This window comes from Nonomuraea maheshkhaliensis (assembly GCF_039529435.1).
Classification (GTDB): domain Bacteria; phylum Actinomycetota; class Actinomycetes; order Streptosporangiales; family Streptosporangiaceae; genus Nonomuraea; species Nonomuraea maheshkhaliensis.
Window position 1 is genome coordinate 1 of record NZ_BAAAMU010000127.1, and the last position, 15,621, is coordinate 15,621.

The 15,621-nt window shown below is 73.1% G+C and carries 14 protein-coding genes and 1 pseudogene; 6 read left to right on the forward strand and 9 right to left on the reverse strand.

Features of this window, described 5'->3' with window-relative positions; all coding sequences use genetic code 11:
* From ABFX54_RS46360 to ABFX54_RS46375, 4 genes and pseudogenes are all read left to right on the forward strand, one after another.
* A pseudogene (locus ABFX54_RS46360) lies at positions 1 to 1,411 on the forward strand (hypothetical protein); the annotation flags it as partial.
* A 100-nt stretch (positions 1,412 to 1,511) separates the two neighbouring features.
* Positions 1,512 to 2,603, forward strand: coding sequence for an FAD-dependent oxidoreductase (locus tag ABFX54_RS46365; protein ID WP_346113441.1), 1,092 nt, complete (start codon positions 1,512 to 1,514; stop codon positions 2,601 to 2,603).
* 129 nt (positions 2,604 to 2,732) lie between these two features.
* Positions 2,733 to 3,197, forward strand: a complete 465-nt coding sequence (locus ABFX54_RS46370; RefSeq protein WP_346113443.1) for a hypothetical protein — start codon at positions 2,733 to 2,735, stop codon at positions 3,195 to 3,197.
* A complete protein-coding gene (locus ABFX54_RS46375) occupies positions 3,194 to 3,802 on the forward strand; it encodes a TetR/AcrR family transcriptional regulator (RefSeq protein ID WP_346113445.1) in 609 nt (202 codons plus the stop codon). The genes ABFX54_RS46370 and ABFX54_RS46375 overlap by 4 nt, the downstream gene beginning before the upstream one ends.
* 45 nt (positions 3,803 to 3,847) lie before the next feature.
* Here the strand turns inward: ABFX54_RS46375 and ABFX54_RS46380 are convergent, their stop codons facing one another.
* The 4 genes from ABFX54_RS46380 to ABFX54_RS46395 form a co-directional block, all read right to left on the reverse strand.
* Positions 3,848 to 4,822 (reverse strand): phosphotransferase family protein, encoded by a 975-nt coding sequence (locus tag ABFX54_RS46380; protein WP_346113446.1) that lies wholly within the window; start codon positions 4,820 to 4,822, stop codon positions 3,848 to 3,850.
* Complete coding sequence (locus ABFX54_RS46385) at positions 4,819 to 6,015, reverse strand: acyl-CoA dehydrogenase family protein (protein ID WP_346113447.1); 1,197 nt, start codon at positions 6,013 to 6,015, stop codon at positions 4,819 to 4,821. The genes ABFX54_RS46380 and ABFX54_RS46385 overlap by 4 nt, the downstream gene beginning before the upstream one ends.
* 40 nt (positions 6,016 to 6,055) lie before the next feature.
* On the reverse strand, positions 6,056 to 6,838 hold the full coding sequence (locus tag ABFX54_RS46390) for a CPBP family intramembrane glutamic endopeptidase (RefSeq protein ID WP_346113448.1): 783 nt from the start codon (positions 6,836 to 6,838) through the stop codon (positions 6,056 to 6,058).
* A 135-nt stretch (positions 6,839 to 6,973) separates the two neighbouring features.
* Positions 6,974 to 8,833, reverse strand: coding sequence for an alpha/beta fold hydrolase (locus ABFX54_RS46395; protein WP_346113449.1), 1,860 nt, complete (start codon positions 8,831 to 8,833; stop codon positions 6,974 to 6,976).
* Between the two features lie 93 nt (positions 8,834 to 8,926).
* Here ABFX54_RS46395 and ABFX54_RS46400 point away from each other — a divergent pair, with 93 nt between their 5' ends.
* Complete coding sequence (locus tag ABFX54_RS46400) at positions 8,927 to 9,274, forward strand: DUF6285 domain-containing protein (protein ID WP_346113450.1); 348 nt, start codon at positions 8,927 to 8,929, stop codon at positions 9,272 to 9,274.
* A gap of 57 nt (positions 9,275 to 9,331) precedes the next feature.
* Here ABFX54_RS46400 and mctP read toward each other — a convergent pair whose 3' ends face one another.
* From mctP to ABFX54_RS46415, 3 genes are all read right to left on the reverse strand, one after another.
* On the reverse strand, positions 9,332 to 10,939 hold the full coding sequence (gene mctP / locus ABFX54_RS46405; protein WP_346113451.1) for a monocarboxylate uptake permease MctP: 1,608 nt from the start codon (positions 10,937 to 10,939) through the stop codon (positions 9,332 to 9,334).
* The gene (locus tag ABFX54_RS46410; protein WP_346113452.1) at positions 10,936 to 11,145 is read right to left on the reverse strand and encodes a DUF3311 domain-containing protein; all 210 of its coding nucleotides are present in this window, start codon (positions 11,143 to 11,145) and stop codon (positions 10,936 to 10,938) included. Before ABFX54_RS46410 ends, mctP begins: the two co-directional genes overlap by 4 nt.
* A 286-nt stretch (positions 11,146 to 11,431) precedes the next feature.
* A complete protein-coding gene (locus tag ABFX54_RS46415; RefSeq protein ID WP_346113453.1) occupies positions 11,432 to 11,980 on the reverse strand; it encodes a VOC family protein in 549 nt (182 codons plus the stop codon).
* Positions 11,981 to 12,058: 78 nt separating this feature from the next.
* Here ABFX54_RS46415 and ABFX54_RS46420 point away from each other — a divergent pair, with 78 nt between their 5' ends.
* Positions 12,059 to 13,036: an SDR family oxidoreductase gene (locus ABFX54_RS46420; protein WP_346113454.1), complete on the forward strand. Its 978-nt coding sequence runs from the start codon at positions 12,059 to 12,061 to the stop codon at positions 13,034 to 13,036.
* Here the strand turns inward: ABFX54_RS46420 and ABFX54_RS46425 are convergent.
* Both ABFX54_RS46425 and ABFX54_RS46430 read right to left on the reverse strand, forming a co-directional pair.
* Positions 13,027 to 13,968 carry a helix-turn-helix transcriptional regulator gene (locus ABFX54_RS46425; protein ID WP_346113455.1) on the reverse strand — a complete coding sequence of 314 codons (942 nt, stop codon included), beginning with the start codon at positions 13,966 to 13,968 and terminating at the stop codon, positions 13,027 to 13,029. The two genes, ABFX54_RS46420 and ABFX54_RS46425, sit on opposite strands and share 10 nt — an antisense overlap.
* Entirely contained in the window at positions 13,950 to 15,590 is a 1,641-nt protein-coding gene (locus ABFX54_RS46430; protein WP_346113456.1) for a CocE/NonD family hydrolase, read from the reverse strand. The genes ABFX54_RS46425 and ABFX54_RS46430 overlap by 19 nt, the downstream gene beginning before the upstream one ends.
* Positions 15,591 to 15,621 lie beyond the last annotated feature (31 nt).

Below are 15,621 nucleotides of genomic sequence, written 5' to 3' on the forward strand. Positions count from 1 at the left end.
CGCCCCGCACGAGCGCCCCCCCGCCGGCACCCCCGCCGGCACCTGCGCCGCCGCTTCGGCCTCCGCCGCCCCAGCCGCCGGCTCCGACGTCCCCGCTCCGGCTCCCGCTCGCGCCCTCGGCGCCGCCGGCTCCGGCGGTCCCGATTTCCCTGCCACCACCCTGGACGACCGGAGCGGCGGCGGCGCGGGGGCGGCGATCGGGGCCGGGGCCGCCAAGACGCTGCGGATCGACGGCGAGGAGTGGCCGCTCGACGATCGCGGCTACGCGGCCGTCACCCGCGCCCCCGTCCCGCCCGGCGAGCACCTCCTGGAGCTGGCGCTCGTCCCCGACGAAGACCTCGACCTTCGCGCTTACGTCTGCCTGCTGGCCGACCCCGCCGACGCCGCCCGTCCCGAGTGGATCGCGGGGACGCCGCTGGAGACCGTCGTGACCGCACCCGAGCCGGACGGGGGAGGCGTGCTGCAGGTGGCCGCCACGTCGTTCTGCCGGGTGCTCGTCAACGGGACGGAGGCGGGCAGACAGGGCGGTTTCGACCCCTACGCCGAGGCGGACATCCCGCGCGTGCGCCGCTACGACGTGGGCGGTCTGCTGCGCCCGGGCGCCAACACGGTGCGCGTCGAGTCGGACGGCTGGGTGCTGGTGGACGGCCTGGCCGTCTCCGGGCCGCACTGGACGCCGGAGCCGCGGGTACGCCGCCGCCAGTACGGAGACCCCGCCGCCCTTTGGCTGCTCCCACGCCCCCACCCCCTCCCGGAGGCGACCTGGCTGGACGACACCACCCCGGCCACCACCCCGGCCACCATCTCGGCCACCGCCCCGGCCGCCCTGCCCGCTGTCTTCTCGGTGCCGGGTGCCCGGCCGCGCACCGAGCGTTTCCTGCTGGACGCGCCCCCCGGCGCCACCGGCGTCGAGGTGAACGCGCTCGGCCCGGTCGAGCTGTGCGCCTCGCTCGGCGGCCCGGGACCGGGCGAGGTGGAGCTGGTCGTGCGCACCACCCCCGGCGCGAGCGGCGGGGCCGTCTTCGCCGGGCCCGTCCGGTTCACCTGCGGCCCAGGGCGGATGCGGCTGGGCGACTGGGAGGAGCTCGGCCTGGCCGGATACAGCGGCGGCGTCCGCTACCGCACCACGATCACCGCCCGCCCCGGACCGGGCGTGCTCGACCTGGGCCGGGTCAGGGGCACGGCCGAGGTGACGGTGAACGGCCGGCCCTGCGGCGTGCGCGTGTGCTCCCCGTACCGCTTCGACGTCGATCTGGACGACGGCGGCAACGTCGTCGAGATCCTGGTCCTCGGCACCCTGGCGGCCTACCTGGACGAGGTCAGCCCCACCCACTTCGTCTTCCCCGGCCAGCGCACCACGGGCCTGTTCGGCCCCGTACGCCTGCACCGCCCGGCCACCGATCTAGGATGACCCGGCGAGGACACCACCGGGCCGCCGCCGCTCCCGCTCCGGCGGCCGGCCGTACCGCACGGAAGGAGAGCGCCGGTTGGCACACCACCGGAGTCAGCCCGTGATCGCCGTCATCGGCGCGGGCCTCATGGGCGCGGCCACCGCGTGGCAGCTCGCCCGCCGCGGCGCCGAGGTCACGCTGATCGAGGCGTACGAGATCGGCCACCGCAACGGCAGCTCCCACGGCACGTCCCGGATCTTCCGCCGCGTCTACGACGACCCCTTCTACGTCGACCTGACCGGCCGGGCGGCGGAGTGCTGGCGCGAGCTGGAGTCCGACGCCGGCGCCGGCCTGCTCCGCACGACCGGCGGCCTCGACTTCGGCGCGGGCCGCGACCTGGAGGGCTTGGCCGCGATGCTGTCCGCCGCCGGAGTGGCCTGCGAGCTGCTGCCCGAGCGGGCGGCGCGGGAGCGCTGGCCGTTCGCGCGCTTCGGGGGACCGGTGCTGTTCCATCCTGAGGCGGGCGTGGTGGACGCCGACGCCACCGTGGCGGCGTGCGTACGGCGCGCCGCCGAGCTGGGGGCGCGGGTCCTCACGGGCACGCGCGTGCGGGAGGTGCGCACCGGCCCCGACTCGGCGCAGGTGCTCATGGACGACGGCTCGGAGCTGGCGGCCGACACCGTCGTGGTCGCGGCGGGGCCGTGGCTGCCCGAGCTCGCGGGAGCCATCGGGACGCCGCTCCGCCTGCCGCCGCTGCGCGTCACCCAGCAGCAGGTCTTCCACTTCCGCCGGCGTGACCCCGGCCAGTCCTGGCCGACCCTCGTGGCCATGGACGAGCTGATGCTGTACGGCCTCCCGTCGGGCGCCGACGGAGGTGCCGCGCCCGCCGTCAAGATCGCCGAGCACGACCGGGGCACGCCCACCACCGCGAGCACCCGCGACGGGATCGTCAACCCCGCCTCCAGGGACGCCGTGACGGACTGGGTCTCGCGCCGCCTGCCCGGCCTCGACCCCGAGCCCGTCGCCGAGGCCGTCTGCCTCTACACGACCACCCCGGACGAGGATTTCGTCCTCGACCGGGTCGGCCCCGTCGTGGTCGTCTCGCCCTGTTCGGGACACGGCGCCAAGTTCACCCCGCTGATCGGCCACCTGGCCGCCGGTCTCGCCCTCGGCACCGCCGAACCACTCCCACGCTTCACCCTGCGCCGATGACAGAGCGTCACCGACTGTGCGGATTCCCCGCGTGTCGTGCCCGCCCATGGATAAGGTAGGCGACCGAACTCCCGCCGTACGCGACGCGCGATCAAGGGAGCACCAGACGAGCAAGGGGGGAGTATCCGGGTGAAACGCGACCGGAACGCCCGCCGCCTCCTGGGAGCCGTCGCCGGCCTGGCCGCGCTCGTCCCCGTCTACTACCTCACCGAAGCCGCCGCCAGAGCCCTGCGCGCGGGCAACGCCGCGTTCGGCCCCGCGCCCGCCGCGCTGGGCTACCTGGCGGGGGTGGCCGTCATCGTCGTCCTGCTCACCGCCTGGCCGGCCGCGGCGCTCGCCTGCGGGGTGCCGCTCGCCGCGGCGGGCACGCTGTTCGCCCTCGACCTGGACGCCGCCGTGGGCGTGGCGGGCACGCTGCCGTACGCCCGCTCCGGCGGGCTGCCCTGGTCATCGCCGGGCGCCGCGCCGTGGGCCGAGCTGGGCGAGCCGCCGGGAACCCTGGCCGGCCTGACCGGCCTGTACGCGCTCCTCGGCGCCCTCCTGGTGCTCTCGGCGCTGCTCCCGGCCCGGCTGCGATCTATCCTGGACAGGTGAGCGGGCGGGATCCGGATCGGCGCAGGGCGCTGCTCGACGCGGCCGACCGGGTCATCATGAAGGAGGGCCCCGAGGTCTCGATGGCGGCCATCGCCGCCGAGGCGGGCATCACCAAGCCCATCCTCTACCGCCACTTCGGCGACAAACGCGGCCTCTACCAGGCACTGGCCGACCGCCACGTGGGCACGGTCATCGGCCGGCTGCGGCCGGAGTTCGGCCAGGCCGGGGCCGACCTGCGGGGCCGGGCCAGGGCGGCCATCGGCGTCTACCTCGACCTCGTCTCGGCCAACCTCAACCTCTACCGGTTCCTGTTCCACCGGGCCAGCGCCGAGGACACCAGGGTCCGCTCCCACATGACCTCGCTGGTGCGCGGCCTGGGGGAGGAGCTCGGCGCGGTGCTGGCCGACGAGGGGGCGGTGCCCGACCCGGTGCGGGCGCAGGTGCTCGGGCACGCGTTCGTCGGCATGGTGCAGGCCACGGGAGACTGGTGGCTGGAGCATCCGGAGGTCGGACGCGCGCAGGTGGTGGAGGGGCTGGTGGACGTGATCGCCGCCACGCTCGTCCCCGCCACCACACCCCGCCGGACGGTCAGGCGCACTCGATAGGCGCGAGGCCGCCGAGCAGCCGCAGCGGGTCCCGGCTCGTCTCCGTCATAACGCCGGCCGGGCGGTGCGCTCGACACGCGTGGCGTTGCCGAGCAGCCGCAGCAGGTCCCACTCGGTCTCGCACACGCGCCGCCCGATCGCCGCCAGCTCCACCGACCGCGCCCCGCCGCGCAGGTGCCGCATGGTCTGCATGACGCAGATGACACCCCACTTGAGCACGCCGAACGTCTCCCACCAGCGCAACGCCTCGCGGTCCACCCGCTCGCCGCCCGCCTCCTCGTACGCCCCGACGAGCTCGTCATAGGAGCCGAACCCGCCCACGGGCAGCGGCGAGCCGAACCGCCACGCCTTCACGCACAGCCACCCCAGATCCTCCAGGGGATCGCCGACGTGGGCGAGCTCCCAGTCGAGCACCGCCCTGATCCCCTCGGGCCCGACGACGAGGTTGCCGTTGCGGAAGTCGCCGTGCACGACCGTGTGCCGCCGCGAGCGCGGCCGGGTGGCGGCCAGCCGCCGCAGCGCCAGCTCGAACACCGGGTGCGGCTCGCCGAGTTGGTCGAGGACGTCGCGCCAGCGCGCCAGCGGGTCCTGCTCGTCCGACGGGGGCGCCGACGAGAGCGGCATCCGGTGCACGGCCGCCAGCGCCTGCCCGCACTGGCGGGCCAGCAACGGCCGGGCGGTGGCGTACGCGTCGTCACGCAGGATCTTGCGCGGGATCGTCTCGCCCGGCACGCGGCTCATCAGGATGTACGACTCCCCGCACGCGACGATCCGCGGCACCGGCACCCCCGCCCCGGCCGCGGCCCGCATCAGCCGCGCCTCGGCCGCCAGCCCGGCACCGGCCTGCGCGGGAGCGCCGGGCGAGTCGAGCCGAAGGATCAGCTCGTGCCGGACCCCGTCCGGATCGGCCACGTCGAAGGCCCAGGTCTCACGGGAGGCGCCGCCGGGCAGCCGGGCGCTGGACACGACCGCCGCCCCCGCCCCGAACGCCGCGCGGACGATCGCCTGCGGATCGCTCATCGCAGGCCGAACTCCCATGAACCGCCCGCCGCGTACGCGCCCAGGATCCGCCGCCCCACCGAGTCGATGTGCACCTCGTCGGGCCCGTCGTAGATCCGCCCGGCCCGCGCGTGCCGGTACATCCGGTCCAGCGGCGTGTCCGGTGTCAGCCCGGCGGCGCCGTACACCTGGATGGCCCGGTCGATCACGTTGTGCAACATCCGCGCGCCCACCACCTTGATCGCCCCGATCTCCACCCGCGCCTGCGCGCCGGGAGCCGAGTCGATCACGCCGGCGGCGTGCAGCGTGAGCAGCCGGGCGGACTGGATCTCGGTGTAGGAGTCGAAGACGTGCTGCCGCATGAGCTGCTTGGCGGCCAGCGGCTCGCCGAACGCGCCGCGCTCGTGCAGCCTGCGGCACATCAGGTCGAAGGCCCGCTGCGCCTGGCCGAGCCAGCGCATGCAGTGGAAGATCCGCCCCGGGCCGAGCCGCTTCTGCGCGATGACGAAGCCCTGCCCGCGCGGCCCGAGCAGGTTGGCGGCGGGGACGCGCACGTCCTCGTACCGCACCTCGCAGTGGGCCCCGTCGAGCCCCAGCACCGGCGTCTCGCGCACGATGGTGTAGCCCGGCGTGTCCGTCGGCACCAGGATCATGGAGAAGGCCAGGTGCGGCGGCGCGTCCGGCTCGGTGCGGCACATCACGGTCGTGTACGCCGCCCGCGACGCCCCCGTGGTGAACCACTTGTGCCCGTTGATCACCCATTCGTCGCCGTCGAGCACGGCGGACGTGGTGATCTGCGTGGGGTCGCTGCTGGAGACGGCCGGCTCGGTCATGGCGAAGCTGGGCGAGATGTCGCCGCGCACCAGCGGCTCCAGATAGCGTTCGCGCTGCTCGGGCGAGGCGTGCTCGTGCAGCATCAGCGAGTCCTGCAGCGTGTACGTGCCGAGCGCGAGCTGCCCGTACTCGCTGCGCCCCTGCACCTCGTTGACGTAGACGTAGTCGAGGAAGGGCAGCCCGCCCCCGCCCAGCTCACGCGGATGGCCGAGCGCCCACAGGCCCTCCTTCTTGGCCTGGGCGCGCAGCTCGTCCAGGACCGCCGCGGCCTCGGGACCGCCCGCGTGCAGCACGGGCTCGGCGGGCTCCACCCGCTCGGTCATGAAGGCGTGCACGGCGTCGCGCACCGGCCGGACGCTGTCGGGGACCGCGAAGCTCATGATTCACCCAACCCCGGATCCCCGGCGAAGGTCAATCGCCTCAGGGCAGCCAGCTGACCTTGCCGTGCAGGAAGGCGTACCCGACGAAGGCCACGGCGTCGATCAGCGTGTGCGCCACCACCAGCGGCATGGCCCGGCCCCACCGCTGGTACATCTTCCCGAACACCAGCCCCATCACCACGTTCCCGACGAACCCCCCGAAACCCTGATACAGGTGGTACGACCCGCGCAACACCGCCGACACGGCCAGCGCCTTCCACGGCGTCCACCCGGCCTGGCCCAGGCGATGCAGCAGATATCCGGCGACCAGCACCTCCTCCAGCAGCCCGTTCTGCGCCGCGGCCAGCAGCAGCACCGGCACCTGCCACCACTCCTGGGGCAGTTGTCCTGGCACCACGGTCAGGTTCACCCCCGCCGCCCACACCACCAGGTAGAACGCCAGCCCGGAGCCGCCGATCACGGCCGCGAGCACCGCACCGCGCACCAGGTCGCCGCCGGGGCGGCGGAGATCGGCGCCGATCGTGCGCAGCGACTCGCCCGATCGCACCAGCAGGTACGCCACCAGCCCCACCGGCGCCACCGCGATCGCGATCTGGACCAGCTGCAACGTCAGGTCCAGCCAGGGCCGGCCGGGCGCCATCGACCCGACCAGCACCGCGTGCTGCCCCTTCAGCTCCCTCGGCGCAGTGAGCGCCCCGATCAGCCGCACGAGCGCCACCACGGCGCTGGCGCCGAGCGAGACCGACATCACGACGAAGATCTCGGCCCGGATGAGCCTGGGGCCCAGCACGGGAGCCGGGTCGAGGGAGGACTGTGTGTGCATGTGCGCAGATTAGCCGCTACATGATCGGACGATGATAAAGGCGACATGTCCCCCGCTTGCCGGGGGACATGTCGGGACGGCGCGGCCCGCCGGGCGCTCTTCGCCGAGGGACTGGTGCAAGGCCGCCGGGCGTGGTCAGGTCCGCTCGGGGACCTTGACCGGCGTTCCGTCGAAGGACCCGGACAACGCGGGCCGCTCCCGAGCGGTGAACGCCTCCCACACCAGCTCGACCCGATGCACCCGCCCCTCCGCCCCGCCGTCCGAGGCACTGGGCGAGACGGTGAGCGAGGCCGCCGCCTTGCCCTCAGGCCGGAGCGTGATGCGGCCGGTCACTGTCACCCCGGGCACGAAGGCGGCCTCGTCCAGATCGATAGAGCCGGATCCGAAAGTCACCTTTCCGCCGCGCAGCCCGGCCTGCTCGGTGAGGCGTCCGTGCGCCAGGTTGTACGGGTTGCGGCGGGCGACGGCGTCGGCCGCGGTGGCGTACCCGGCGGCCAGCACCCGCTGCCGCTCCACGTCCAGCCCGGGCGCGGGGAGCGGCGCGAGCTCGCCGAGCGAGCGGGGGAACGCCCCCGAGGCCCGGTAGTTCTCCGCGTCGCACCGCGTCCGCGGCACCCGGTGATCGAGCACGAACGAGCGCAGCATCGCCAGCACGCACTCCCCGGCCGCCCCCGGCCCCCAGGCGAGGCTGTGCGTGCCGAACGGCACCCGGACGAACGTCGCCCCCGGGAAGACGCGCATCGCGCGAGCCACTTCGGCGGGCGTGTGCGTGTCGAAGTCCCCGCCGGCGACCAGCACCGGCACGGCGGGCAGGTCCGAGTGCGGCGGCAGCACGGGGGCGGGGCGCGGGGTCGGCCAGTTCACGCAGAACTCCAGCCCGGAGCGCGCGTCGGGCCCGAGGTCGGCGAGCGTGAACGGCGCCAGCGGCCGCTCCCGCGCGAAGTACCGCTCCAGCTGGGCCTGCCGCTCGGCCGGACCGGCGTCCCGGTCGAAGGGGAAGGATCCGTCGCCGCACCGATAGGCCAGGTACCCGGCCCACTCGGCGCCCTCGATCGGCTGGCTCGGGACGCCGCTCAGCACACCGGCCAGCCGCCGCAGCGGCGCGGGGTCACCGGAGAGGTAGGCCGTCGCGGCGGCGTTCACCTCCCGGCCGAAGACCGGCTCCGTCATCCGCCCCATGCTCATCAGCGCGGGCGGCGGCACCTCGGGATCGGGACGCGCGCGCAGGTGCGCCACCAGCCGGGCGTACGTGCGCTCGGGGTCGCCGGGCAGCTCACGGCAGGCGCGCGAGCGGCCGCAGACGAAGCTCAGCCGCTCGGGCAGGAACCGCATCGGCCACAGGACGTGGCCGTCGGGACCGGTGATCGTCGCGCTGTCCAGGAACGCCGCCGCCAGGCCTTTGGGACGCCGGGCGGCGTACGCCTGGGCGTAGGCGGTGCCGTAGGAGTTGCCGTAGAAGGTCACCGGGCCGGCGCCGAGCGCGCGGCGTACCGCGTCCATGTCCTGAACGGCCTGGTCGGCGGTGAAGAAGCGGCTGCGCGGCCCCAGATGCGCCGCGCAGGCCGCGACGCTCTCCGGCTCGGTCAGCTTCAGGCCCGGGCACAACAACGGGGACGACTCGCCCAGCCCACGAGGATCGACGACCAGCAGGTTCATGCGGTCGAGTACGGGTCCGAGCGTCCCCGTCAGCCGCGGCACGTCGGGCAGCGCGGGAAGCGGGCCACCGGGATTGGCGAGAATCGTCCCGGTGGCCTCTTTCGCGGCCGGGACCCAGGCGAACGCCACCTCGATGCGCTCGGACGCCGGATCACCCCAGTCCAGCGGCACGGCGAGCGTCCCGTCACAGCGCACAGAGGCTCCGGCGCATTCGTGCGGGGGTACGGACGCGGAGGTGCGAGGGGTGGTGACGGCGGTGGCCGGGAGCGGCGGCGACACCGCCAGGCCGGTGGACACGAGGGCCGTCATGAGGGTGGTCACGAGGGCTTTGGGGCGCATGGTTCCATCTTCGCCCGCGTTCTCCGCCGAATCCTCCGCCCGCGGGACGAATCGGTCTTGGGAGCAGGCTCCTACTCTGCTAAGGAGGACGGTGTGACCCGTACCGATCCGCACGACGTGCCCGGCGTGGCCGAGCTGGTGGCCGCCGTACGCGACTTCCTGGAGACCGACGTGCTGCCGGCCGTGGACGGCAGGACCCGCTACCACACCCGCGTGGCGATCAACGTGCTCGGCATGGTCGAGCGGGAGATCGAGCTCGGCCCCGCCCAGGCCGAGCGGCATGCCGCGAGCCTGGCCGCGCTGGGCGTGGCGGACGACGCCGAGCTGGCGGCGGCCGTCCGGGAGGGCCGCCTCCCCGACGACTCCGCCCTCCTGTCCGTCCTGGAGCAGGCGGTGCGGGCGAAACTGGAGGTGGCCAACCCCGGCTACCTCGCCACGTGAACAGGCGCACGGCCCGCTCCCCGTGCGGGAAGAGCGGGCCGTGCGCGGTGCGGAGGGTCAGTGGGAGCCGGTCAGGTCCAGGTCCTTGACCTTGGGGTCGCCCTCGTCGGCGAAGTAGTCGTCCTGCGCGGTCGCGTCCTTGCCGTCCGCGACCTTGGCCGCCCGGAAGATCAGCGTCCCCAGCGCCGCCACCAGGAGGTTGACGCCCAGCGCCAGGAACCCGGCGTAGATCGTCATCTTGGTGTCGAAGCCCAGGTTCGCCAGCCCGAACGCCGAGCCGCCGAAGTGCTGCTTGCCGTTGGCCGGGTTGGGGATGAGGTAGAGCATCCACATGCCCGCCGCCAGGCCGGCCGCCCAGCCCGCGATCAGGCCGCTCTTGTGGAACCAGCGGGTGTAGAGGCCGAGCGCCACCGACGGCAGCGTCTGCAGGATGACCACGCCGCCGATGAGTTGCAGGTCGATCGAGAACTGCGGGTCGAGCAGCAGGATGCACAGCACCGCGCCCACCTTGACCAGCAGCGACGCGATCTTGGAGACGTTGGCCTCCTGCGCGTCGGTGGCGTCCTTGTTGATGTACTCGCGGTAGATGTTGCGGGTGAACAGGTTCGCCGCCGCGATCGACATGATCGCCGCGGGGACGAGCGCGCCGATGCCGATGGCGGCGTAGGCCACGCCGGTGAACCAGTCGGGGAACATCTGGTCGAACAGCACCGGCACGATCGTGTTCGTGTCGGCCTTGCCGCCGGCGGTGACGGGCTTGACGCCGGCCGCGATGGCCATGAAGCCGAGCAGCGCGATCAGGCCCAGTACGAGGCTGTAGGCGGGCAGCGCCGACATGTTCCGCTTGATGACGTTGCGGTTCTTGGAGGCGAGCACGCCGGTGAGGCTGTGCGGGTAGAGGAACAGCGCCAGCGCCGAGCCGAAGGCCAGGGTGATGTACTGGAGCTGGTTGTTCGCGTTCAGGATGATGCCGTCACCGGGCGCCGGCGAGGCGTCGAACTTGGCCTTGGCCGCGTCGAAGATCGAGTCCCAGCCTCCCAGCTGCGCCGGGATGTAGATGACCGCCGCCAGGATCACGATGTAGATCAGCGAGTCCTTGACGAACGCGATGAGCGCGGGCGCGCGCAGGCCGGACTGGTAGGTGTACGCGGCCAGGATCGCGAACGCGATGATGATCGGCAGGTGCCCGGTGATGCCCATCGCCTTGAGCACGGCCTCGATGCCGACGAGCTGCAGCGCGATGTACGGCATCGTGGCCACCAGGCCGGTGATCGCGACGGCCAGGGCCAGCGTCGGCGACCCGAACCGGGCCCGGACGAAGTCGGCCGGCGTGACGAAGCCGTGCACGTGCGAGACCGACCACATCCGCGCCAGCACCAGGAACACCAGCGGATAGACCACCACGGTGTACGGCAGCGCGTAGAAGCCGAGCGCGCCGGCGCTGAACACCAGCGCGGGCACCGCCACGAACGTGTAGGCGGTGTAGAGGTCGCCGCCGATGAGGAACCAGGTGACCCAGGAGCCGAAGCTGCGACCGCCCAGGCCCCACTCGTTCAGGCTGGCCAGGTCGCTCGGCCGGCGCCAGCGCGCGGCCACGAAGCCCATGCCGCTGACGATGAGGAACAGCACGATGAAGACGACCAGTTCGGTCGTGTGCGCGCTCATTTGGTCATCCGGTAGACGATGGTCGTGGACACGACGCCCACCACGATGAAGGCGATCTGCAGCCAGTAGAAGAGCGGGAAGCCGAACAGGCGGGGCTCGTCGGCGTTGAACAGGAACGTCAGCAGCGGCAGCACGACGGGCAGGACCAGCAGCCAGTTCCATGGGCTGCGGTCTGTGCGTGGCTGCCCGGGTTCCCCGGTAGTCATCGACCCTCCGATGAATGGATCAGGAGCCGTTGATGACCGGCTCTTGACAACTCGTCAATGGAGGGAGAGTAACTTTACGGCGGTATTAAACCCAATGTCTGCTGTATTACGGTTTGGCCTAAATGCCGGGATCAAATCTTGATCGGCAAGATCCGGGCACGCGGCCACACCGCTGAAAACCTTAGGCACGATCGCGCCGCGATCGTCAGTCCCTGTCGACGAGTGGTCGCCGGTGTGCGGCGAACGGTAGGCGCACCGGCCGGTGGTGAATGGTCACACCGAACGGTCACACCGTCCGGTCGGCGGCGGTCCTGGGCTCGTGCCTGACGTCGCCCGGCTCGCCGACCTTGCGCGTCCAGGCGGCGAACTCGACCAGCACGCCGTCCGGGTCCTTGAAGTAGATCGACCGGACGAAGACGCCGTCGTGCATCTCAGGCGCCACTCCGAACTCGCTGTCGTCGTGGTTGAGCAGCACGCCGACGTCGATGCCCTTGGCGACGAGCCGGTCGCGGTACTCCTCGATCCGCTCCGGCGGCACGTCGAAGGCGATGTGGTTCATCGACCCGACGGCCGACAGCAGCTCGCCGCGGTCGGGCAGGTTCTTCGGCGCGGACACGCCCGGCACGCCGTCGGGCGCGTCGGGGAACCAGAAGAAGGCCAGCGCGTTGCCGCCCCCGCAGTCGAAGAAGAAGTGCTGCCCCCAGCCCATGGGCAGCTCGATGGTCTTGATCAGCGGCATGCCCAGCACGCCGGAGTAGAAGTCGACGGTCCGCTTCATGTCCGAGCAGACCAGCGCGACGTGGTTGACCCCGCGGAGCTCGAATTCGCCGTTCATGGTAACTCCTTGCTTATCACAGGGTCGCGCCGGAAAACATGACATGAGATGTCGGCTTTTCGCGGCACGATCGCGTACATGATCGCTTTGGTGGCGGGCGCGACCCGCGGAACGGGACGAGGTATCGCGGTGGCCCTGGGGGCGGCCGGCGCGACGGTGTACTGCGCGGGCAGGAGCACGCGCGAGCAGCGCTCGGAGATGAACCGGCCGGAGACCATCGAGGAGACGGCCGAGCTGGTCACGGCGGCCGGCGGCACCGGCATCCCCGTACGGTGCGACTTCCTGGATCCGGCCCAGGCCCAGGACCTGGCCGCGCGGGTCGGGCGGGAGCAGGGACGGCTCGACGTGCTGGTCAACGACGTGTGGGGCGGCGACGGCCTCTGGGAGTGGGACACCCCGGTCTGGAAGCACGACCTGGACAAGGGGCTGCGGCTGCTCAGGCTGGCCGTCGACACCCACATCATCAGCGCCAGGCACCTGCTGCCGCTGCTGATCAAGGAGCCGGGCGGCCTGGTCGTGGAGGTCACCGACGGCACCTGGTCGTTCAACGAGACCCGCTACCGCGAGAACGTCTACTACGACCTGGCCAAGATGTCGGTGAACCGGATGGCCTTCGCGTGGTCGAACGAGCTGCGCCCGTACGGGGGCACGGCGCTGGCCGTGACGCCGGGCTTCCTGCGGTCCGAGGCCATGCTGGAGGGCTTCGGCGTCACCGAGGACAACTGGCGCGAGGCGAAGGTGGACAGCGCCTGGATGGTCTCCGAGACCCCCGCCTACGTGGGCAGGGGCGTGGCCGCGGTCGCCCAGGACCCGGACCGGCTGCGCTGGTCGGGCCGGTCGGTCAGCAGCGAGGACCTGGCCGTCGCGTACGGGCTGACGGACGTGGACGGCAGCCGGCCGCGCGTCTGGAGCTACATCACCGAAGTACGGGAGTCGCAGGCGAAGGAGCCCGCCACGGACCAGAACGGTGTGGACCAGAACGGCGCGGGCCAGGAAAGCGCGGACCAGAAGGGCGCGGGCCAGGACGACGGCGACGCCTGGAAGGCTTATCGGTAGAGCTCGGCCATGCGGGCGGCGGCCTCGGCCAGCATCGCCCGCAGCCGCGGCGGATCGAGCACCTCCGCCTCCGGCCCGAACCGCAGCACCTGCGAGAACGCCACCGGCAGCGACTCCACCCCCAGCCGCACGGTCCCGTCGGGCTCCAGCGAGGCCAGCGCGTCCTCCAGCGCGGCGGGGTCGGCGACGTGGCGCAACATCCGCACGCCCCGCTCGCTGAGCCGCAGCGTGACCACCTCGCGCAGCAGCGACCGGCCGAATTCGGCCGACTGCTCGGCCCAGAACGCCGCCAGGTCGAAATCGGGATCACGGTCGAACGTCTCGTCCAGCACCGTGATCTCGCCGAACCGGTGCACCCGGAAGATCAGCGTCCGCGCCTTGAGCCGGGCGGCCAGGTACCAGACCCCCGCCTTGAGCACGAGCCCGTACGGTTCGAGCACGCGTGGCCGCTCCCGGTAGAGCGCCGAGACCCGCCGGTCGCTCCACACCGCCCCGGCCAGCGGCGCCAGGGCGGCCGGTGGCGGATCGGAGCCGGCGAACCAGCCGGGCGCGTCCAGGTGGAAGCGCTGGGCCGCGGTCGCGGGCGCGTCACGCAGCGCGGGGGAGAGCGCGGCGGCGGCCTTCAGCCTGGCCGTGGCCGCCACCTCCTGCAGCCCCATCTCGCGCAGCGCGCTGGGGACCCCCGACAGGAACAGCGCCTCGGCCTCGGCCCGGTCGAGCCCGGTCAGCCGGGTGCGGTAGCCGTCCAGCAGCCGGTAGCCGCCGCCGCGCCCCCGGTCGGCGTAGACCGGCACGCCCGCCTCCGACAGCGCCAGCACGTCGCGGTGGACCGTGCGCTCGGAGACCTCCAGCTCCCTGGCCAGCTCCGCCGCCGTCATCCCGCCCCGGCCCTGCAGCAGCAGGACCAGCGACATCAGCCTTGAGGCGCGCACAGCGGCAGCACCACGGCGGAGGGCCGGTCGGGGGAGTGGAACACCTCGACGTCGGCGGGCACCATCGCCCCGTCCGCGCCGAGCGGATCGCCGGTGCCGGGATTGCGGGCGATCGTCGGGTACGCTCCCGCCGCGACGTGCACCCTGATCCGGTGGCCGCGCCGGAACCGGTGCCCGATCGGCCACATGTCCACGTCAACCCGGCGCACGTCCCCACCATAGCCGCGCTCACCATCGCGGGGCGCGCTGTCTTGGGGCGCACCGTCTCGGGGCGCACTGTCCCCAGGCCAGAGCCGCCGCACGCCCTCGCACACGTTGTACGACCGCCCGTCCGGACGCACGTCGCACACCCGCACCACCACGTCCACGTACGGCGTGCTGGACCGCACGAACAGCTCGGCCCGCACCGGCCCGATCATCTCGGTGTCCGCCGCCAGCCGGTCCGAGCTGTAGACCAGCACGTCGCGGCGCCGCTCCAGCCGCCGCTGGTCACGCGGCCTGGAGTCGCCCAGCAGCACCGGCCCGCCGATCACCGGCGTCGGGTGCGAGGGGTGGTAGCGGAAGCGGTCGGGCTCCGACTCGGCCGGCGCCTCGGGTCCGAGCCCGAATCCGGGCCGCAGGCGCCAGCGCTGCTCCCGCATCCCGGGCACGGGCCAGTCGGGGTAGTCGCGCCACTCCCCGGCGCCCGTCACGTACAGGCGTACCGGATCGGCGCGCAGCTGAGACCGGTCGCCGAGCAGGTGCGCGCGGAACCAGGCCGACGCCTCGGCCATGGTGGGCCGCCCGTGCCGGCTGTCGATGTGGTACCAGGGGCCGATCGTCAGGTACGGCCGCCGCCCCGCCGCGCGCAGCGCCGCGTAGTCCTTCAACTGCCACGGCAGGAACACGTCGTACCAGCCGCCGAGCATGGTGACGGCGGCCTCCACCTCGCCCACCTTCGGGGAGAAGTCCCGCTTGTCCCAGTACGGGACGGCCGGGTCGGCGTGGTGGGTGAGCAGGTCCTGGAAGAACGGCAGCGTCCGCCCCGCCGAGACCAGGTCCAGCTCCGCCACGGGGCGCCCCGACAGGACCGCCCTGCGGGTGAGCCGGGGCGCGGTCAGCGCCGCGGTGCCGCCGAAGCGGCGGGACATGGCGTCGGTGAGCGTGGTCCAGCTCAGCGCCGACTCCAGCGCGAAGGCCCCGCCCACGTACGCCGCGTCCCTGAACTGGGAGGCGGTGATCTGCACGGCCATGGCCTTGAGCTCGGGCCCGGCGTAGGGCGCGACGGCCCACTGCGTGTAGCCCAGGTAGGACGGCCCGAACATGGCGAACGAGCCGCCGTACCAGGGCTGCTCGCGCAGCCAGGCCACGGTGGCCAGCCCGTCGTCGTGCTCGTCGCCGAGCGGATCGAGAGAGCCGCCGGAGCCGAAGCCGCCCCTGCAGCTCTGGATGACGACGTGGAAGCCCTGCCGGGCGAAGCCGCGGCCGTAGTAGAGGCCGAACAGGCCGCGGCGGCCGTACGGCGAGCGCATCAGGACGACGGGAGCCCGCCCGCCTCCAGGGGGAATGTAGTGGTCGGCCAGCAGCGTCACGCCGTCGGGCATCGGCACGGGAAGATCGCGCTGGATTCGCACGCGTCTCATGTACCAACCAGTAACATATGCCGCCGGGCGA